Source organism: Achromobacter sp. ACM04, from assembly GCF_014851465.1.
In the GTDB taxonomy this organism is placed as follows: domain Bacteria; phylum Pseudomonadota; class Gammaproteobacteria; order Burkholderiales; family Burkholderiaceae_B; genus Achromobacter; species Achromobacter aegrifaciens.
The window spans coordinates 87,441-107,666 of record NZ_JACUZS010000002.1; the positions used below are offsets into that span (position 1 = coordinate 87,441).

The window sequence follows — 20,226 nt, forward strand, 5'->3', positions numbered from 1 at the left end:
CATAATGTGGCACTTCAGGTTTGGATAGATGTTGTCATGGCAGCCCCTCCATCGCAGAAAACAACTACCAAGACAACGCGCGCTTCCAGGGAGCGGAAAGCCGCTCGCCCGGTCGCGCAATCACCGGGCGTTCCGCGCCCTCCCCGTCAGTTACGCAGCGAGGAGTCCCTGGCCAGGATGATCCGCGCCGGCCGCGAATTGATAGAACGGCACGCCAACCTGGACCTGGTACTGATTGGTGACGTGATACGTCTCGCGGACACATCCATCGGCGCGTTCTATGGCCGTTTCCAGGACAAAGAGACCTTTCTTGCGGCAGTCCTGGACGCTGCCGTCACGGAAAGCAAAGCGCAAGCCGATAATCTTGTCCGCCAAGACGCCGTCTGGACCGAAGGCACCGCCTCGGATATCGTCGCAGCCATGGTGGATTTTTACGTCGATGGCTGCCGCGAAAGCCAGGGGACTTTCAAGGCCGTGCTACAGGATTTCTCGATGGCCGAACGAGAATCGAGTCCGTTGGTCATCTTGAATCGCCATATGCATGCCCTGTTCGTGCCGGCCTTGGCTCGAAAAATGCCGGTCCAGGCGGGCGTGGACACAGAATTGGAAATCCAGATCGCCATGCAGATGCTGCTGGGAACGCTCAGTGCCATGATGCTGACGGACCCGGGTCCAATGCGCCTCCCGGATGATGCAATCAAGCAGCTGCTGACGGACAGGATGCGGCGGATGCTGCGCTTGACCTGAGGGTCGGCCCGGAAATGGCAAAAGGCCGTCAGCGACATGTCGCTGACGGCCTTTTTTCATTGGTCGGGGCGGTGGGATTCGAACTCACGACCCTCTGCTCCCAAATCGTTTTTAGTCGCGTTTTTGAGGGTGTGACGCAGTTTGTTATAGGCGATTTTTTTTCGATATTTCAATAGGATAGATGAAATCACAGTTTGCACCAGTTTGTTATCGATTGACTGAAGCGGCGTTTCAGTGGTCCACTTTTGGTCCACCTTCCCACGCGCTCTGACGATTCGGCAATGGCAACGAACTTATTAACCGACCGCACGATCTTGGCAGCCAAGCCGAAAGACCGTGAATATGAACTCACCGACGGCGGAGGCCTCGCCCTTCGCATCAAGACCAATGGCACCAGGATGTGGGCGGTGCGGTACACCAGTCCGACCACCGGAAAGCGCGTGCGTGAGTACATCGGCGCCTATCCGGCGCTTCGCCTCGCAGATGCGCGCGAGAAGGCATCCCAACGAAAGACGCTTGTAGCGCAAGGCGTAAGCCCCGACGCAGCTGCGGTTCTGCTGGCGGAAGATGGGGATACCCCGAGTACTGTGGGCGAGCTATACGACATTTGGTACACCAAGCACGTCGAGCGCAATCGCTCCAGCAAAAGCGACAAGGATTCGATCAAGAGCCGGTTTGAGAACTATGTCCGTCCCAGGGTAGGCGATATCCCCCTGAGCAAGATCCGCCGCGGACAGCTCATGGTCGTCATTGATGCAGCCCGCGACGCGAACAAGATGCGGACCGCGAACCTACTCCTTGGCGAGCTTGGCCAGATGTTCCGATACGCTGCGGCGCGAGAGTGGATGCAGGGTGACCCCACTGCCGCCATCACGCGCAAGGACGCTGGCGGCCAAGACAACGAAAGCGATCGCGTCTTGGATGATGCGGAAATCGTCATGTTGCGCGACATCCTGGCAACACCACCCGAGTCGAAATCGCGCTACTACACGGCAACGCGCCGGGTACTGCCTGTTCATACCGAGCTTGCCGTGTGGTGGACGCTGGCGACACTGGGCCGCGCAGTCGAGGTCGCTACCATCAAACGCAAGGGTGCTGTCAATCGGAAAGCTGCCACGTGGACCATTCCTGCCGATGTGTCGAAGAACAAGAAGCCCCACCTGGTGCACCTGAGTGAATTCGCCCTGGCGGTGTGGGACCGAATGTGTGAGCTGCCCGGCGAAGGCGAGTATTTATTTGAAGGGCGCGATGGCGGCCACCTATCGGAAACCGAGGTAACTCGCCGACTGACCGATCGCCAAACTCGCGCCAAGCCGGTCAAGGGGCGAAAGAACAGCACGGTGCTTGATCTGCCCGGCGGCCACTGGAGTCAGCATGACCTGCGCCGCACGGGCGCCACGATCATGGGTGAGCTCGGAATCTCGTCCGACGTTATTGACTTGTGCCTAAACCATAAGAAGGCGAAGAAGACCACCCGGACCTATCAACGCCAGACAATGCTGCCCCAGCGGAAAGATGCGTTCGAAGCCCTTGGGCTACATCTCACCACACTACTGGGACAGCCGGTCGGCTGGCTCCCATCCAGTGATGTATAGAAGACTGCTCAGATCAATTACACCGTTCCGAGACGACGATTCGTCGGATCCAGTTTTTCGCGGCTTGCTCCGCACGCTCGAGCCAAGCCAACAATTCAGTACAACCCGCACCTTCCGACAGCCCACGTATATGCTGCAAGTAGAGACCTACCGTTCGCGACGTATTCCACGCGGCAGCCTCTTGGCAGAGACGCTGGAAGAAGTCTTCACCCTCAATCGCGCGGTAGCTGGAACTTTCGCTAAGAATTCTTGTTTCCCCTGAGAAACACTGCAACCTTTGCTTTTAGCAGCGAGGCATCATAGGTAGAAGTGCTGAGTGCACTCTGTAGCACCTTTCTCCGGATTTCAGTCGGCATTTCACGCCAGATGCTCAAGATCGCAGCCCCAAGGCAAGCAATGACTCGCCGCTCGCCTTCGTCAAGCACCCCAGTGTCTAACATCTCAACCGACGTGGGCAATCGTACGCCACCTTCATTTAGCCAGCGCTCAATGTCCGAGTCATCATGATCGTGAATCATGTTTTCTGCCCCGAAAAAGCCCCTTCAGCGATGCGCGCAATCCTCGCCTTGAGTGCAGACCTGTCGAATGCTGCTTGAGCGATCTCGCTATTCAATACCCGCCGACGCGCGTCGAGCGGGAGCTCATCCCAAAGGCTCAACACCGACGCCCCTAGAAAAGCGAGAATTCGACGTTCAGACACCTCGAATTCCTCAATAGCGAACGCCTGAGCCAGAGAAGCAAGTTGCGAGCCTCCCTCATCGTCCCATCGCTCTAGCGCTTTAGTACCGATTGTCTGTGACATGCTGCAGCCTCCCAGAGGATTGCATACAACCAGTGTAGGGCAGGCACTGCTCGACGACTTACGCCTGTTTCAATTTAGTCTTAGGCCAGACCTACCACAGGGCGTACTGTGGGTATGTGGTACTCACCACGACAACCAAAAAGGCAAACATCATGACATTTCCTACCCGCTTCAGCGCCGCAGGTCCTCCCGCCCAACCTGGTCAATCGGACGTGCCTAACAAGCAGCAAGAACAGCAAAGCCAAGAACAAAAAGAAGAGGCAGCTCGTAAACAAGCACAGGACGACCCTCTGAAACAGCGTACCCCTCAGTAGCGAATCGCACGCTTTCGGCCCCTTCCCGTCACGGAAAGTGCAGCTGCTTGGCCGGTGATGGATGACTGAAAGCTTGTGAGCGGACGCTGACTCATCGCGTGATTGCGAGGGCCAGCGTTGTCGCGTATCCATCCCGACACGATACTTCTGCACCGGTTCAAAGGCCACGATAGAGGCCTATCGGCCCAGAAAACAAAAACTCAGATCTGGTCGGCTGATTTGCTATTTCGCGGATACGCCGCGCTGCGATTCATTTAGGCCGCTACCCATCATGAAGCTTTTTAGTAAGTCATTTTCACGCGTCGTTTCTGCCTGCCGAAAGTTCCTCCCTGCAACGACATCGTTCAATCACGACGGTGGCCACCGAGAACATCGGCCCTCCCCCCAGGCTGCGACCTTGTCGCCTTGGCGTGTGTACAGAATCTATGCTCGCCCTGGGCGCCTGTTTCTCCGGAATGAGCAAGGCCGAATCTTTGACTTCGGCATTATGAAAGGAGCTGAGCCCACGTTAGCCTATCGGCTGTTCGTGAAAGGTCTCACAGGCCGGGGGTTCGCTTCGCGCACGCTGCTGCTCGATGACATCACTAAGCGAATTGAGGCCGGTGAAATTACGAGCGAACAGCTTGACCTTCCCGAGTGTACGGCGGGGCCAGGAGTCGATCTGGATCGCGGTACGCACGTCGATGTCTCCATGAAATTGGCTGGATAGGCTCGAGCGCGTACCCCAAGTCGAAGTTGCGGCATAGCGAACGTGCGCTTCGAAAAGATAGCGATGGTGGAGGCAGTGTATCGCTCCCTAACAACCAAGCTGCGCAAAGGGTTGGTGCAGCCCTAGTACGTGTTGACGTCGTACTCTGGTACGGAAACACCATTGCACTCGCATCCCAACTCATTTCATACTTTCTATTCGACCATCTACTTTTGGAGGGTTCAGGAATGTATGACGACATCCGAAAGCAGGGAGGAGCCGCCGCCCGCCAAGGATTGACCCTTTGGGACTGCCCCTACCTCAAGGCCCAGGCAATGCCCGGGCACACGGGAGAATCACCCAGAGTTTGGCAGGCCAAGGTCGATGCGTGGGAAGCAGGATGGGCGAAGGAAAAGGAAGTGACAAGACCGCCGCCGAGCCCCGTTCAATTTGCAGGCCTACATGCGGTGTAAGTCTCAAGCACGCGCCCATTACGGGGCGCGTACCTGAATCGCCGCGAGGTTCACTCCGCGGAAGAATTACGCGTAAACGTGCGGCGATAGTCTTCAGCACGCGCGAGAGTCCGATAGAACTGGCCGCCCACGCCAACCAGTTCGTGAGTCTCCTCCACGGTCAACCGCGCTTCTATCCGCTCCAACACTGCAGCGTAGGCGTAGAGCACCTCCGTCCAGTCTCCGAATCCCAAATTCTCAGGGCCGGCGGTCACAATCATCTTAGAAACAAACTCGTCCGTATTCACATCGATCCCCAAGAGTTCTTGTTGAGAGCAGCAAGATTCATACCCAGGGTAGCACTGGACATACAACGAGCTAAAGACTCGGGTGTTGCCATCCGCTACGTCTGGCATGGGGCCCAAGACTTGGAATCGCCGCAAGCTGCGCAAGGGGATGGCGCCCGCTAGGGGTTGCTACGGCTGATTTTGCCGTGCCTCGCATCCCGCACCCGCTTAAAGAGCTCAGTGATGCGCGCGTCTAGCGCCCTTCGGCGCCGAGTTTCCAGCTGTAGGCGGCGCAGCTGGATGAAGAGCACGATACAGGCGACGGGAAACGCCATTGCTGAAAGAAGCAAGACCTCAGCGAGTTGAGAGTGCTCATGCTGAATTACAAGGATCCGGATCAGCTCATAGGCATCCGCGCCCACTAAGACCTGATGGCCGACAAGCAAATATGCCACTGTGAGGAATGCGACCTCTCCCCAACCCTCCCATACTTCTCCGGCTTTAGTCCAATCGCTCGCACGAAACATCGCCTTCTCCCGTATGGTGTAACCAATTGATAGAGGGATTTCGTGACGCTATCACAATATCGGACGGCGGCGTGGGTATTGTTGTCGCACTTTCGCTCTATGACGATTTGCGCTGTTTGCTTCGCCGACCTCTCGATTCAGTTGCATCACTATTGACGTAGTGCATCATATATCCGCTCGCAGGTCAGTCCCGCGACACGGGCACCGTCTGCAATGTCCGCAAGCTGCGTAGCTCGGTCGCTAACGCGTCTGAGCATGTAGGCGAGCAGGTCGACGCCGTCGGCCCCTGGCGGGCTTCCGCCGGCAGCGGCGGGATCTCGGCCGCTTGCGGCGCGAGCCAGTGCGTCGGCGCGGTCGCGCAACCTGTTGTGCTCAGTACGAGCGCTAGCAGCACTAGCAACCGCGGCAGCGGCTTGTTTCTTGGCATCATCTCGGGCTTTCTCCACTTCGGCGGTGCGCCGTCTTCCTTCCTCTCGTGCCGCCTCGATGGCGGTCATTTTGGCTTGGGCTTCGGCCAGCCGCTCCTTGTCGCGATCCGAGGCGGCCTTGGCCTCGGACGCGTCGGCCAGCCAGCCGCGAGCCGTCCACGCCGAACCACCTACCACGCCAGCCACCAGCAGCGCGACGACCGCGTAGCCCCTCCACCCTGCCAGCACGTCGGCCGCGCGCGTCAAGGCGGTCATGGAGCCACCTCTGCAACTGCCTGGGCGTAGTTGCGGCCCCACTTGGCGCGAAGCTCTGCGCGCTGGGCGGGTGTGCCGTGGTCGTAAGCGCCGGGCCGCCAGGTGCGCAGATACAACCGCCAGGCGCCCTCTATGTCACCCATAAGCGGCAGCCGGCCTGGGTCGCTCCACAACAGCAGACGGGCCAGGCCGGCCGCCAGCACGTCGTCATGCTCGATGGCGTCCCAGATCGCGCCATCGCGCGCGAGCACGCCCCGGGCCTGGTAGAGGTGGGCAGCCGCGGCGCTCGTTGCCGCATGCAGCCGGACGCCGTGCACCATGCCGCCGCCCCGCTCCGCTTGCCAGAAGCTCTTGGCGGGACCAACCGGCCGCGGCGGGCTTCCGACCAGTTGACGGCGGTCCACAAAGCGACTTTCTTGCAGACCGGTAGCCAGCATCTGGACGCGTGCCGCAGGCGTGTCCATATCGGCTGGCAACAGCGCCAGCGCCGGGTTGATCGCCCCCGCGACAATCTCTTTCAGCGTCATGAATTAACCCTCACAATGCACGCCACATTCCCCTGGGCGCGATAAACCAGCACGGCGATCAGCACCGCTACCACCGCCTGCCACACCGTCACAGGCTCATGCCGCACGAGCACATCCAGGGCCTGGCCGCCCGTGCCGACAATCAGCAGGTAGGCCAGCCAAGACATCCCTCTCCGGAACCGTGCGCCGTTGCGCCGGTAAAGCAGCAGCCGCACGGCCGAAGCGAAATTCGCCACCACAAACAAAAGGGCCACCAGATGCTGGTGGCCCATACTGATCATTTCGGCAGGTTGCATCTCAGCCCCCCTTCTTGAAGACCGTGGTGAAGTCGAACGTCTTGACGCGCTCGATCGCGGCCAGAGCGATAGTCACGACTAGCGCAGCAGCGCCGAACGCGGCGATGGCCGTTTCCTTGATGGGTGTCAGCGCCACCACGTCCGGTGCTGCCAAGTAACCAATCACGAAGGAAATAGCCCAGTAGATCCCGCGCGAGAGCAAGCCCCCCTCCTTTCGCGACACCACAAAAAGTGACGCCCCAGCAAAGGCCCCAATGAGGGCGTTGCCATCGATCCCCGGCAGCAGGCCGGCGAGCGTCACGCCCGCAGCCGCTGCCGCCACAACACCTGTGCTTGCAGGTTCTGCCATTTATCCGAACTCCAAAAAAATGCCCCGCGCGAGGCGGGGCAACAGGCCTTCTCAATAGATACGCGACGAATTCAAGACCAGCAATGACGCGCCATCCTCCCCATACGTGTAGTTTCCCGGCCAGTTCCCGGATGAGATACCTCCATCATTCTTCGTCTGGACTCGATTTCCGATAGTTCGGAAATAGGTGATGGACTGATAGGCGTCGACCTCGTTGTACATGGATATGTACGTGGACACGCCCAACTGGACCACGAGCGGCACGAATGGGGTCGTGATATCGATCTCCTGCCCCGCGCCCTGGGAGGTGAAAAAGCCGTAGTAGTTCCAGTACGAAAAATCGGAATGGAACACCTGGCGGGTCGCCGCATCGAACACCTCAATGCCACTGTTCCCGCCGCCGGCCGGCGCGCCGAACGCGTACCAATAAACCGGCGCACTTCCGCCCACTTCACCGTTGCGCAGTTCGTACCTGATGGTCGCGCCAGACAGCTGTGTCTCATGGACGTAGATCCATTTCTCACTGCGGAACGCCACCATCACGACCGATGCAGGCACCTGGAGGATGGCCGAGCCCCAGGCCGCCGGCAATGACACGCTTCCACGCGCGATCAGCGCCACATTCCGATAATTCTCATCGATCTGCACTTGCCCAAGATCGCCTTTCACATACAGTCCACTAGGCATGTCAAATCACCATAACAAAGCAGCGCCAAGTCGCGGCAGGCAATGCCGTATACGGGCTGGTCGTGAATGTCACTGTCCGCCCGCTTTGGGCTATCACCGGAGGGTAGTACCCCCACATCGAGCCGGGGCCATAGATCATCATGGTGAACCCGATGATCTCCCTGCACTCCACCTCGGGAGGTACCGTGAACGACCAAACCTGGTTGTAGCCACCAAGGTCTGCATGGACAGCGAGCCGTCCCATCTCGTCAAGAACACCGCAGGTAATACGGCCTTGCGCGTCGAAGGTTTCAATTCCGCTCGGCATTACCAGTTCCCAACCCTAACGCGAAGCACCCCATTTGCGTCAAAGACGCGCATGAGCCCGGGAGAGATAAGCAGCCGGCCGGCACCATTGCTTCCGTTCATCTCGAAGTTCCCCGCCTTATCAATGCGCCAGCCAGAAACCCCCGGCACATAGTTGTCGGACTGGATGTAGCTGCCGATCATTGCGTTGGTGATCCAGCCCGTACCAATCAGGGCCTGGCTCATGAAGACCTGTCCACCCTGAATAACGAAGGGCGACGTAACGCTGCTTCCGTTCGGATGCAACACCGCAAAGCGATCCGCCATCACCAGCACCTGCGATTCGCGGATGCCGCCTGTGTTCGACACACCAACCCCGATGCCGGCCATGTAGCTGCGGCCTCCCGCAGTGGTCTGCGCCTTTATCGTCCACATCGCCGACAAATCGCCATTGGTCTTGGCGATGGCCTGGCTTGTCTCTTGCACTCCGGCGAACGCCTGATCTGCCTTTTGTGACGCTGCCCCCGCCGTCGCTTGCACGTCCGTGACGCGTCGGCCCATCGCTTCATTCTCGTTCGCGCGGGTAAGCGATTCCTGCTGAATTAGGCCGGTGTTCTCGTTGACCTTCGCGCTGACGGTACTGATGGTCTGAGCCATCGCCTCATTTTGGCTCTGCCGAGTCGTCTCTTCCTGAGCTATCCGAGTTTCAAGCACCGGGATCCGCTCAATCGGCGCGAGGACGTCTCGCGCCAGCTGGGTCTGGGTGATCTTGTCGGTGAGGTACTCAAGAATTTCGCCGGCGTCGGAGCTTGCCTGGCCAAGCACGCCATTCCCCGCCGGATAGCGCGGCCCCGCCACGCCGTTCCTGTCTCGCAGGATCGCCCAGAAGTACAGCCGCGCGCCGGCGGACAAGCCCATCAGCGTCGTGCTGTCTTGGGGGAACGCATAGTCACCCAACTTCTGCGCGGACTCGAATGCAGGCGAAGCGCTGTACCAGATCTCCGTCCGTTCCAGAATGGACGGCCCCGCAGGCAATCCCCACTTCAATCGAATAGCGAAGACCAGCGCGGTCGGCACCAGGCTGGTGACGGTCGGAGGCGGAGCCAGAATGCCGTCCAACTGCGTGAGCGTCGACGAGGCCCACACAGAAGCGATATCCAGCGCATTCAAGGCGCGCACCCGGCATAGGAATGCCCCTGCGTAGACGTTCGGCACCTCGACGCTCGTCGACCCCGTGCGCGGCATATTCACCCATTCCGAGTTATCCCGGCGCCACTGCACCTCGTAGGCAACCGCACTCTCCGCGCGCTTCCAAGAGAAGACGGCGGTATGGCTGGCGAAGCCCTGACTGATCACCGGATAGGACGTGATGGCCACCTCGGTCGGAGGCGGCTGCACGCCAGGAGGGATAACCGTGATCGGCACCGGTTCCAGCCGCGTGCCGAAATCCACGTTATCGAACTTTCCCGGCTCGTGCTGGATCGCAGAAATCTCGGCGACAAGCCCTTCCTTGCGCTTCACCTTCAACACTCGAAAGCGTTGTGCAGATAGCGTCTCGGATTCCAGTGTCCACACGCATTCGGCCTCGGGAACCTCCGAATAGGGTGCCGTAACGGTCAGGATAAGGACCGTTCCCGGAAGACCCACCATATCCGCAGTCAACTCGGTGGAATCGACTGTAAAGGTCGTCATGTCCGCAGTCAGCCCCTGGCCCACCGCGGTGCTGATGATTCGCGTCTCGGACACACCGCTGGGCAGGTTGACCGTCAGGCGATCGCCTGGCCGGACACCCAGCGCGGCGTCAACAGTAATCACCGTTCTGGTCGCCGCATGAATCCGCCCTCCGATACGACGGCCAGCCAGGTGCTGGTCTGCCACGCGGATAATGCTGCCCGGATGAACACGGCAGGAATCCAGGCCTACCGAGAACGAAACGGACCGCGTTTCCATCCGGGAGGTCAGCAAAAGCCACTTTCCTACGCGGTTCGCTTGCCCTCGCGATGTACACCCGAACGCACTGACCTCGATCTGCCGGAGGCCATATCGCACCAGGCCGCTGCGGTCTTCCACATACTCAACCTTCTGCCGCCCCATGTCGGAAAGGTCGTTCCACGACACCAGCGCCACGGTGTAGCGGGTATTAAGGGCCGATCCGGCGTAGTGGAAGCGCCCTTCAATGACGTTCGCGGACGTGAACGTATAGACCGGGTCGCCAGGCATGTCCGCCACTGCAAAGACGGAACCGCTAGCCCAGTACGACATGCCGCGAAACACAGATGCCAGATCTTGGAGCAAGCGATACGCGTCAGCGGCCGTTTGCAGATAGACATTGCAGGTGAAACGCGGTTCCTGCCCGCCGAACCCGTCCGGCACCAGTTCGTCGCAATAGCGAGCGATCTGGTACAGACCCCACTTATCCAACCATCCGGCCGGGATACGCTCGCCCAAGCCGTATCGGTCGTTGCTCACCAGATCAAAGAAGATCCAGGCTGGATTATCCGTCCATGCGAGTTTGAATGTGCCGTCCCATGTCCCCGAATAGGCGCGCGACTCCGGGTCATAGTTTGACGGAACGCGAATGATGCGCCCTTTCAAGTCATACGCCCGAACAGGCACGTTCTGAAACTGGGATGCATCGACCTTGATACCGAACACGGCCGACATCGGGTAGCGCAGCTTCGCATCGATCACTTCGGTATAGGCTTCTACGAAAGTCCGATCAGAAACGGTGCTGCTGCTTGCGTTGGCTGTGATGCGCACCACGCGAACTGACCAACCAGAACGAGCCGCCGGCAAATCAATCCGGTGCGATCGGGCGTAGCGCTGCGTAGTCTTGCCGTCAAAGGCCGATGTAAGCGCAGTTTGATACACGCCCCCGTCTGTACTGACTTCGATTCGATACTCAACGCGATAGCCTGTAATGTCGCCATTGCTCGTGTTCGCTTGGGACAGGCCGTTGACCGCGAGCGTTATTCGAATTGCAGACAGCTGCGTGTCAGAGAACGAACGAACCCATGGCAACGCCGCGGTCAGTTCGACGTTGGCAGCGGTAGTCACCTCGGATGCAGGAAATCCCGGCAGCGGGTCCTGCGTCTGTGTGCCAGTGCGAAAGTCGATAGCGACATTCTGGAAATTCAGCGAGCCGTCTTCATTCGCTACTGGCGTACCGTCCAAGTACACATCACGCAACGCGCCGCCTAAACCATGGGTTGGCCCAAAAATCTCCCCTTCCGACACCAAGTCGATAATGCGGGCGTAGGCAGTGCTATGGAGACTGTCGGGCGCCTCCTTCGGAGAGCGGCCGCCGCCCCCACTCTTCCCGCCCCCGTGGCCGACCACGGGCCTACCTCTTCGACGCGAGCCACCAGAAACGAAAAGGGCGCCCGAAGGCGCCCCGCTGGCTCGATTGAATTGCATCGTCATACCTGGTCCTCTGCGTAAATCCCTGCCGAGATCACCGCGCTGCCCACGATCATCCGGCCATACAAGAGCGGCGCAGGATTGCCCTGCGCTGAAGTGTTGACCGCGCCATTGAAGTTGTAGGAGGCGCCATTCTCAGGACTATCCCGCGCACTCAGCCCACGCTGCTGCGGCGAAAGCATCTGAATGACGCCGCCAAGCGCCATCGCCGCTCCCAATTGCATAAACGGCGTACCGGCCCCGGGGGTAATGACGTTCACTACCGCCCCCGCCACAATCAGGACCGCGCCGAGAATGGTTTGGAAAAGGCCTCCGCGCTTGGCGCCAGCCAAGACGGGTGCGATGCGGATCGAATCGGAACCCACTGGATGCCGAATGTCGTCCTCGCCGATGTTGCGCTTGCCGAGGAAACAGGCGTAGCGCACGCCGTGCAGCTCGCTTTCCGATAACTCGCGCTCAAACCCTGGTATCAGCACGCATAGCGCGCGGATTGCTTCAGCGGTGCTGCGTACGGCGAGCCTGTGAACTCTCCCGAATCGCGCGCCCAGCCGGCCATACAACCGAACTTCACGCAGAATCTCGCTCATTGCAAGCCCTCATACCGAAGCACCAGGCGCGTGGCTTCGCGCCAGTAGCCGCCATAGACCACGCGTTCAGAATCCCGTCCGTACAGGTGATGGAGCATCGCGTTGGGCACCGGAAAGAGATCGGGCGCTTCCTTCAATGGGCGGCTTCCGATGAACAGGCCGGCGTGATTGACACGATCCGAACGGATCTGCATCAGCACCACGTCACCAAACTGCAATTCCTCGCCGACGGTCAGAGGTCGGAAGCCCGCCTCGGCGAAATGGTCCATGTAAAGGTCTCCTTCCCTGCCTGGCTCCCACCAGCCATCATCCCTGTGGAAGTCCGGCAAGGAGATATCCAGCTCGCGCGCGTACCCGTCACGAATCAGGCTGTAGCAGTCCAGGACACCGTGGGCAAAGGGACGCCCAAGCAGCGGAGCCACATACCCCTCGGGCGCGAACCCGCGTACGTCTCCTGCCACGACGGCGCCGGCGGCATCCTTCTCCACCCCGACAATGAACCACGGTAAGCCGCTCGCCTCGCATGCAACGCGGTCCGCCTCGCTGGGGTCAATAGGTACGTCCGGGTGGGAATGGATGATGGCGGTAATCCGCCCAGCGTCCTCTGCCTTGGCGTAGTCCTCTGAATCCATCACGAAATGGTCTGTCCCGGTCGCCAGATTCCGGCACCGCCAGTACGATTCGCGCCTGGCCGCCATGACGACCAGGCCGCAACACTCGCGCGGGTACTCGGCCATCGCGTGAGCTCGGATGGCCGTCAAAGTCTTCTTACGCATGGTTAACCTCTGATCCGGTCAGCCGAGGGAAAGCCGCCGAAATTGATAACTTCGAACTCGCCGAAGCGCTTCTTGCAGTCGCTCAACAGGCCAGAGCAACGGTCAAGGGCGGGATCCGTGACGGGGTTCCCTTCCAAATCGAACATGCGCGAGCCGGTGTATCCACAGTACGTGCCGCGGTATCCGCCCCTCGTCAGCCAACCGCAGACGCCGGCGATGATCTGGCGGCCGGGAAGCTGCTGGCCGTTGAAATCCAGCGCGCTCGATAGTTCGAACTCCACGACTTCGGGAAGGTCGCTCGTCTTCTGCTGGACAATCCAGATTTCCTGCGCCAGCTCCTCGTCGGGCGAAGCGGTAGGATTGCCATCGGGGAAGTTGCGCGCATCCAAGTACTTCCCGAGCGTCCGCCGGATAACCACGCGAGCGCCTACCAGATCGTCAAGCTGAATGCACAGGGCTGATATCACGCCCGGTATGGGATTGCCGTCAGCGTCCTGGCCAATGTTGCCCACAGACAGCGTGGGGGTGGGCTGCTGTCCCTCCCCCACCTCCTCAATGCCTTCAGCCTGGACCGCCCAGGGGTCGTACTGATTGCCCTGCCACCAGATTGGCCCAATCTGCGTGTATCCGTGAAACCGCTGTAGCGTGCCGCCGATGTTGCTTGCGTCCAGCTCGAACAGCTGAATTTCCTCCCCGACCTCCAGCTTTTGAACATCTGCATAGATACCCATGATTTACTCCTGGGCTGCGGATGAACGCGCAGCTTCCAGCTGTGCGATCCGCGCATTGGACTCCGCCAGCATCTGAGTCAGGCGCTGCACCGCAGCCACCATGTCGGGCATGATGCGTGACATGTCCACGCCCTGGTATCTGGGCACCTCCGGCGCATCGGGACCGCCAGGCCCGGCCATCATCTCGTCCTTCTTGCCCACCACCGCGTTGGGGACTTTCTCTTGTAGTTCGTGCGCGATGAAGCCCCGCTGGATCTCGGAGCCTTCCGGCGCCTCGTTCATGCGGAACAGGATGGGCCGCAGCGCGTTGATGGTGGCCAGCGAGTTCTCGGGGTCCAGGTTCCCCAGGTCGGTCTTGGCGCGGTAGTCCGAGGTGGTGGCGTAGGTCGTGGTCAGCGCCTGCGTCGAATAGATGTAGCCTGCCACGCCACCTGTGGAGGACTGGAACTGGATGGCTGTGGAATCCGATGCGTTGACTGGACGGGTCACAATGCCGTACTCCAGGCCGCCGCCATTGAAGGAGACGTGGAGCTTCGTTTGCACATTGGGCATGATGAAGCGGCCAAACTGCCAGCGGCCGTCCTCGACCACGCGGCCGCATTCCCCAGTCGCCGACGTGATGATCAGATTAGGGGGAACCGCAGCACTTCCGTGTCGGCTGAAAAGCAGGTAGCACGCGGACGAGCTGACAGACAGACCCACGAATTGCGAATTAGCGGAGTCGGCGCCCCGCGCAATAAGCCCCGCAACCGTCCCGCCTGAACCGGGTACAGCTGCCAGATAGGTATCCCCCGAGTAGGACATGAAACGGTTGCCCGTAGACGACGCCTGACCAGGAAATTCGCCCATTACCACCGCGCTTGGCTTCATCAGCAACACGCCAGTAAGCGGGGTCTGGGGCGTGTAAGTCGAACCATTCCACTGGTATACGCCAACGCCATCCACGTACACCTCGCCGCAGTCGGCCACGGGCAGGAACGCAGACGAGCTGAGACTTGCTGTGATCTTCCAGCTTTCCCAGGAGCTACCTGCGCCGAACCGCTGGAACACACGGGGCTTCTGGGCGTTACCCAGCAGCGTACAACGCTGCACGATCGCGCCAGAAGAGATATAGAACACTTCCAGGAAGCCTGCACCGACCGTACCGTTATCCACGGGAGGCCAGTTGGCGCCGCCGCTGCCCGTGATGGTAGAGCCAGACTCCCAGCTGTAGAACGTGTTATCCGCGACGAGCGTGTTGGCATTCACGCCGGCAGTGCTCAAGGCCACCCGGTGCATCGCGTCTCGAAGGCGAGCCTGCTCAAGCCACGGCCCCCACACCTTGGAGGCCCCAAAGCGGACGCGCTTGTAGGTCACCGGGCTGGTTTCGGGGAAAGCAGTGTAGGTCTGAGTGACCTGCAGGTTGCTCGCCTGAGAGGCGACGACCTCCAAAATGCCGGCCAGCTGCACCGGGTAGTTCAGGGCTGGTGTGGCCTCCAGGCTGACGTTGCAGGCGTAGGATCCCGGGGCATCTACCGTATTCAAGTCGACGCCGACCAACGTCTTGGCCAAGCTGCGGCGCGCATAAGCCGACCCGTTCCAGGTGTACCAGCCGTCGCCGTCCACATAAACATCGCCGAGATTCGCTGTGGGCAGGTCCACCACAGCGCTAATCGGTGCGACCACGTACCAAGAGTCCCAAGCTCCGTTGATGCGCGCCCGCTGAAGGCAGAGAGGGCGGCGGCCAACACCCGATAGCAGTTCCAAGCTTTGGATGACGGTCGTCGCGGCCATCACGGCTACGGTCAACGCACCTGATCCCGGGATGACCGCAGGCCAATTCGTGCCCTGGGACACCACAGCGCCTGCGCCCCAGGTGTAGAAAGTGTTAGCGGCCGTCAGCGTGTTGGCGTCGGTACCGACAGAGAGCGCGACGTTTTTCATCGCCTCGTCGAGTCGGGCCAGCTCCTGCCAGGCGTACCAGGTATTCGACGTTGTAAACCGCACGCGTTTGTAGGTGCGCGATATGCCACCAGAACCGCCGCGAGTCGTGTAGGTCTGGGTGACCTGCAGGTTGCCGGTGCCAGCTCGTTCCACCACCAGCGTGCCTGCCCGCAGCTCCGGCCAGTTGAGATCCGCCGCCGCGTCAGCGTCGCTGTTGATGTAGTAGGAGCCTGGGTCGGTGACCGCATTGGCGTCGGTGCCGGCTACGATAACCTGCGCCGTCATGACCGGCAGCTGTTCGCGCGGGATCTTGCTGTCGGTGCCGAGCGAAGCAAGGCCATTTGCAGCCCCCAGCATCGACGCGTCCAGCATTCGCACCCAGCCAGTCCACTCACTGCCGACGCGCGTCCGCCAGTAGCTCCTGCGTGCTGTGGTGACATAGCGCTGGTACACAAACGACGTACCGGCCGCCACGACCTGCAGCAAGCCTGCGGCACCCTCGGGATAGTTCGTACCACCCACGGCGCCAGCGTCCGCGGACTGGTGGAATGTGCCGGTGGTCGTGTAGGTGTTCAGGTTTGCGGACGCCGGAATCTCGACAGCCTTGAATGCGTCTTCCAACGCCGCCTTCAAGACAGTCATGTTGCGATTTATCTTCTCAAACGCATCGCGGTGAGGCTCGCCGGTGCCGTCATTGGGCGATTGCCCAACGTTGATCATTTCGAGTGTCTGCATTTTTCTTACGGTTTGAAAACTTGCTGGAAGGTGGCGGAGATGGTGTAAGCCACCCCGCCCACCGGGTTGATGCTGTATCCAGGCACCTCGTACAGCCCCTCTTCACCGAGTGGCGGCGTCCAGAGAAACGACCGGATGCCGGCGTGCCGGTCAAAAAAGGCCGCGATGAGGTCCATCTCCTTTTTGCTGCCGGAGAATGTCAGGGGCCAGGACTGCACCTTGCTGTTGATGCCGTCGCCCGCCACCTGGCGGTACCCATCGCCAAACTGGGCGGTCAGCCGCCGAAACGTGACTGTCCCGTTCGGCTGACCGGTGGCCTTCCAAGTGAATCTTTCAGCCATCAGGCCCTCCCATTTCGCGCATTCCAGGCGGTACCGCCCTGGCGATAGGAGCGGTCCACAACACGCTGCGCGACCGCTTCCATCTGCCGGAGCATTTCCCGTCCTACCGCCTCGTCCTGGCCGGTCTGACGCGTTTCGCGCCCCGTGTCGTTGAAAATCACCTGATTGGTGATCTGGTATGCGGGCCCGGCACCCATACCTCCACCAGACCAGGTTCCGGGCGGGCGGCCGCCCAGCCCGCCCTCCGCGTATCCCATCCGATTCAGGCGGTCCAGCTGCTCCACGCCAATCCGTGAAGTAGCCGCGGCGTTCAGCACGTATTCGCCCTTGTGGACAATGCCTGCGGGCTCATACTTGTCGCCGTTGCCGGTGTAGCCACCCGAGGACAGGAACATCAGGCCACCACCTGAGCGGGCAGAAGCATTGGCAACGTCAGAAGCAGTCGCGCCGCCGATACCGGCAGAAGCCCCGCTGGAGAACGCGCCGGCGATGCTGCCGATCGCCCCCACGATTGCCTGGCGGGCGGCAATGCGTGCCAAGTCCGCTAGGATCGATGTCGCCAGGTCCTTGAAACTGAGTTTCCCGGTAGTGACGAAGCGCGCCAGGGCGTCTTCCATGCCCTTGAACGCGCCCGAGAACAGGCCCTGCGCCTGCTGGGAAACGTTCGCGGCGGACTCCACATAGTCGGACAAGGCCTCGCGGGCGCCCACGCTCCAATCAGCGTTAAGCTTGTCCAGCTGGTCGTAGTAGGCGCGTTGCTCCCCCAAAGCACCTTGAAGGGCTTCGCGGATCTTCGACTGCTCTTCCCTAAAGCGTTCCGAGCCAAGCTGATCTTTGGGGGTCGCCTTCGCCAGCTGGTCCTGATACCGCTTGAACTCCAGCCGAATCGCGTTTTCAGCTTCGACGCGCTGTCGGGCCACCTGGCCCAAGCCCGCAGCCCCAAGCTGCCTGTCGTACTGCTCCTGACGGGACTCAGCAGAAGAGGCGATTGCCTGCTGGATCTGGGCGGCGCGCTCGTCCAGCTTGAGCATTTCCTGCTTGGCCGCCAGCTCCTTCGCCACTCCCTCGTTCTTCGTCAGCTGAGCACGAATGGCATCTTGATTCGCCAGCAAGCTACGCTGTTCGGCAGTGAGAATTGCCTTACCCTTGAGGTCGGCAATCTCTTGCTCAAACTGCGCACGCGCCTTACCGGCGTCGGTCAGCTTCCGCTCGCCGACCAGCTGTGCGGTCAGGGAGGCTTCCTGCTCCCGCAGTTCGGCCAGCCGACGCGTGGCCGCGTCGTCCTTGTATGCGCCCCCGCTGCCCTTCGGATCCTTGTACTTCTCGTTGATCCGCTTTTCCGCCTCGGCGATCTTCTCCGCAGTCCAGCCGGCAAGCGCCGCGTCCTCTCGCATCGACTTGATCTCGTCGGCACGAATCTGGCTGCGGTCGCGCGTGGCCTTCATCATTTCCCGCAGGCGGTCACCCGCCGCGATCTTTTCCTGGGTGGCTTGACCGCGCAACGCTTCGCCGCGGGCGTCCGCCTCAGCCTTCTCTTGGCGCTCAATCTCGAGCTTTCTAGCTGCTATGTCGTCTTGCAGTCGCTTCAACTGCTGGGCGGCCCGATTTCGACCTGCCCCGACGGCGGCGCCCCCATCGGTCGTATAGAAGCCCTGATTTTTCTGGAGACCCTCAGCCTGGCGTTCCAGCTCGCCAAGTTGCTTACGCAACTCCCCGATGGGCGTCGGTCGCCCAATGTTGAGCATGTAGTCCCAGGCGCGACGGGCGGCCAGGCCCAGGCTGTCCCAGCCGCGCTCCAGAGCACCAGCGCTAGCACGGACACGATCCGCCGCGCGGTTCGTAGCGTCGGCCAGAGTGGCCTGTGCCAGCGCCACCGCCTGTTCCTTCTGGCCTTGCTGTTCCAGGGCGCGGATACGCTCATAGGTCGCCGCATCCAGGAAGTGCATGGATTCGTTGATCTTGGCGATCGCCTGGCTGGGGCTGTCGCCCAGGCGCGCGAACTCGGCCACCAGGTCGTCGACGGACCTGGCGCCGGTCTCGCTCATGTTCACGATAGCGCCGGCCACCGTTTCCAGCGCACCCCCGGTTATGCGGCCGGACGAAACCAGCTTATTGACCACATCAGCAGAGCGCCCAATCGTGCTATGCGCTTCGCCCACGCGCCGGGACATATCCACCAGCTGGCCGGTGGTCTTGCCGGCAAAGTCGCCCGTCAATGCCAACGAGTTCGCGAAATTGCGTGATTCGCTCGATCCCTTGTAGGCCGCGTATCCCACCGCGGCGAGCGCGGCCGCCACCCCACCCACCGCGAACGTGAACGGCGACACCATGCCCAGCAACGCGCGGAACATCGGGCCGATACCGCCGAAACTATCCTTCAGTTGCCCGCCCTGCTGGATCAAGATCAGGAACGGGCTTTGGCCGCCGGCAAGCTGCGTGGCGATGTCCGTCATCTGCGCCGGCACCATGCGCATCGCCGCCGCCGTTTGCCGCGCAGATATCCCCGTGCCGTCCAGGTTCTTATTCACCTGCGCCAGCTTGGCGATCAGCGGCGCGGCACGGTCGCCAACGCCAAGCTGAGCGGCCCGGTATTCCAACAACTGCCGCGCGCTCAAGCCGGCCGTTTCCGCCTGCTCGCGCAAGCCCGCAATGAAGCGATCGCCTTGGGCGGCAGCCTGGGCGCTGGAGCGCGCCAGGGCCGCTTCCGAAGCGTCCAGGCGCTTCACCGCTGCACCGTACTGCTCGGCCGAGATTCGGCCTTGGTTCCACAGCGAAACCAGCTTTTCGGTCTGCGCGTTGATCGCCGACTGCGACCCCGCCCCCCGCTCGATGGCAGCGAGCGCAGCATTGACCTCATTGATATCGCGGGTTAGCTCCTGGAAGCCGCGATTCTGGGCCGGAATGGCCGGCTGAAACTGCTGCCGGACAGATCCTCCCGCTACAGCCGCCAGCTCGCGCTCGGCCGCGACCGCAGCGCGGGCGCCTTCAACCTGCCGGTGCAGCGCCTGGGCCCGCTCGACGGCGGCGGTCGCTACGGACTTCAGGCGAACGGCAGCGGCCGCCTCGGACTCGGCCAACTGCGCACCCGAGGCAGCAGCGGACCGTTGCGCCGCAGACATGCCGCCCATTGCGGCTTCCGATTCGCGGATCCGCGCCACCAGAGGCGCGTATACCGCCTGGGGCAGACCGGCCGCAATGGCGCGGTACTCGGCCACCTCGGCGCGTGACTTCCCGAAGGTCGCTGCGGTCCGCTCCAGAGACTGCTGCACGCGCTGCTGGGCGGCGGTGAGCTTTTGCGCCGCACCGTCGGCCGTCTTTCCGACCCCTGCCAGGCTTCCCGAAGCCTTGACGGACGCGGCCGCCGCGGTAGCCGCAAGACCGTCGACCTCCCGGCCAATCTCACGCACCTCGGATTTGACGCCGCTGCCGTCTGCGGCAAACTCCAGTGTGGCTTTGCCTACAACGTCTGACATT

General features: G+C 61.2%; 19 protein-coding genes. 4 read left to right on the top strand and 15 right to left on the bottom strand.

What is annotated here, in order from left to right; genetic code table 11:
• Positions 1–177 precede the first annotated feature (177 nt).
• Positions 178–747 (top strand): TetR/AcrR family transcriptional regulator, encoded by a 570-nt coding sequence (locus IB259_RS11075; protein ID WP_225591306.1) that lies wholly within the window; start codon positions 178–180, stop codon positions 745–747.
• A 281-nt stretch (positions 748–1,028) separates the two neighbouring features.
• Complete coding sequence (locus tag IB259_RS11080; protein WP_192328986.1) at positions 1,029–2,342, top strand: site-specific integrase; 1,314 nt, start codon at positions 1,029–1,031, stop codon at positions 2,340–2,342.
• A gap of 514 nt (positions 2,343–2,856) precedes the next feature.
• Here IB259_RS11080 and IB259_RS11085 read toward each other — a convergent pair.
• Complete coding sequence (locus IB259_RS11085) at positions 2,857–3,144, bottom strand: hypothetical protein (RefSeq protein ID WP_192328988.1); 288 nt, start codon at positions 3,142–3,144, stop codon at positions 2,857–2,859.
• 585 nt (positions 3,145–3,729) lie between these two features.
• Between IB259_RS11085 and IB259_RS30995 the strand changes: the two genes are divergently transcribed.
• Both IB259_RS30995 and IB259_RS31165 read left to right on the top strand, forming a co-directional pair.
• Positions 3,730–4,167, top strand: coding sequence for a hypothetical protein (locus IB259_RS30995; RefSeq protein WP_225596843.1), 438 nt, complete (start codon positions 3,730–3,732; stop codon positions 4,165–4,167).
• A gap of 227 nt (positions 4,168–4,394) precedes the next feature.
• The gene (locus tag IB259_RS31165) at positions 4,395–4,619 is read left to right on the top strand and encodes a CrpP-related protein (RefSeq protein ID WP_304503462.1); all 225 of its coding nucleotides are present in this window, start codon (positions 4,395–4,397) and stop codon (positions 4,617–4,619) included.
• Positions 4,620–4,669: 50 nt separating this feature from the next.
• Here IB259_RS31165 and IB259_RS11090 read toward each other — a convergent pair whose 3' ends face one another.
• From IB259_RS11090 to IB259_RS11155, 14 genes are all read right to left on the bottom strand, one after another.
• Entirely contained in the window at positions 4,670–4,906 is a 237-nt protein-coding gene (locus IB259_RS11090; RefSeq protein WP_192328990.1) for a DNA-3-methyladenine glycosylase, read from the bottom strand.
• Between the two features lie 655 nt (positions 4,907–5,561).
• Complete coding sequence (locus IB259_RS11095) at positions 5,562–6,095, bottom strand: DUF2514 family protein (RefSeq protein WP_225596844.1); 534 nt, start codon at positions 6,093–6,095, stop codon at positions 5,562–5,564.
• Positions 6,092–6,622: a hypothetical protein gene (locus IB259_RS11100; RefSeq protein WP_192328992.1), complete on the bottom strand. Its 531-nt coding sequence runs from the start codon at positions 6,620–6,622 to the stop codon at positions 6,092–6,094. Before IB259_RS11100 ends, IB259_RS11095 begins: the two co-directional genes overlap by 4 nt.
• Positions 6,619–6,918, bottom strand: a complete 300-nt coding sequence (locus IB259_RS11105) for a phage holin family protein (RefSeq protein ID WP_217278776.1) — start codon at positions 6,916–6,918, stop codon at positions 6,619–6,621. The genes IB259_RS11100 and IB259_RS11105 overlap by 4 nt, the downstream gene beginning before the upstream one ends.
• 1 nt (position 6,919) lies before the next feature.
• Positions 6,920–7,267, bottom strand: coding sequence for a putative holin (locus IB259_RS11110; RefSeq protein WP_192328994.1), 348 nt, complete (start codon positions 7,265–7,267; stop codon positions 6,920–6,922).
• 51 nt (positions 7,268–7,318) lie between these two features.
• Positions 7,319–7,954, bottom strand: coding sequence for a hypothetical protein (locus tag IB259_RS11115; RefSeq protein ID WP_192328996.1), 636 nt, complete (start codon positions 7,952–7,954; stop codon positions 7,319–7,321).
• Position 7,955: 1 nt separating this feature from the next.
• Positions 7,956–8,261, bottom strand: coding sequence for a hypothetical protein (locus tag IB259_RS11120; RefSeq protein WP_192328998.1), 306 nt, complete (start codon positions 8,259–8,261; stop codon positions 7,956–7,958).
• Positions 8,261–11,656, bottom strand: coding sequence for a host specificity protein J (locus IB259_RS11125; protein WP_192329618.1), 3,396 nt, complete (start codon positions 11,654–11,656; stop codon positions 8,261–8,263). Before IB259_RS11125 ends, IB259_RS11120 begins: the two co-directional genes overlap by 1 nt.
• 2 nt (positions 11,657–11,658) lie before the next feature.
• Positions 11,659–12,246 (bottom strand): tail assembly protein, encoded by a 588-nt coding sequence (locus IB259_RS11130; RefSeq protein ID WP_192329000.1) that lies wholly within the window; start codon positions 12,244–12,246, stop codon positions 11,659–11,661.
• Positions 12,243–13,022: a C40 family peptidase gene (locus tag IB259_RS11135; protein ID WP_192329002.1), complete on the bottom strand. Its 780-nt coding sequence runs from the start codon at positions 13,020–13,022 to the stop codon at positions 12,243–12,245. The genes IB259_RS11130 and IB259_RS11135 overlap by 4 nt, the downstream gene beginning before the upstream one ends.
• A 2-nt stretch (positions 13,023–13,024) precedes the next feature.
• Positions 13,025–13,753, bottom strand: a complete 729-nt coding sequence (locus IB259_RS11140; RefSeq protein WP_192329004.1) for a phage minor tail protein L — start codon at positions 13,751–13,753, stop codon at positions 13,025–13,027.
• A gap of 3 nt (positions 13,754–13,756) precedes the next feature.
• A complete protein-coding gene (locus IB259_RS11145; protein WP_192329006.1) occupies positions 13,757–16,411 on the bottom strand; it encodes a pyocin knob domain-containing S74 family peptidase in 2,655 nt (884 codons plus the stop codon).
• A gap of 5 nt (positions 16,412–16,416) precedes the next feature.
• On the bottom strand, positions 16,417–16,752 hold the full coding sequence (locus IB259_RS11150; protein WP_192329008.1) for a phage tail protein: 336 nt from the start codon (positions 16,750–16,752) through the stop codon (positions 16,417–16,419).
• A complete protein-coding gene (locus IB259_RS11155; protein ID WP_192329010.1) occupies positions 16,752–20,225 on the bottom strand; it encodes a phage tail tape measure protein in 3,474 nt (1,157 codons plus the stop codon). The genes IB259_RS11150 and IB259_RS11155 overlap by 1 nt, the downstream gene beginning before the upstream one ends.
• Position 20,226: the final 1 nt, after the last annotated feature.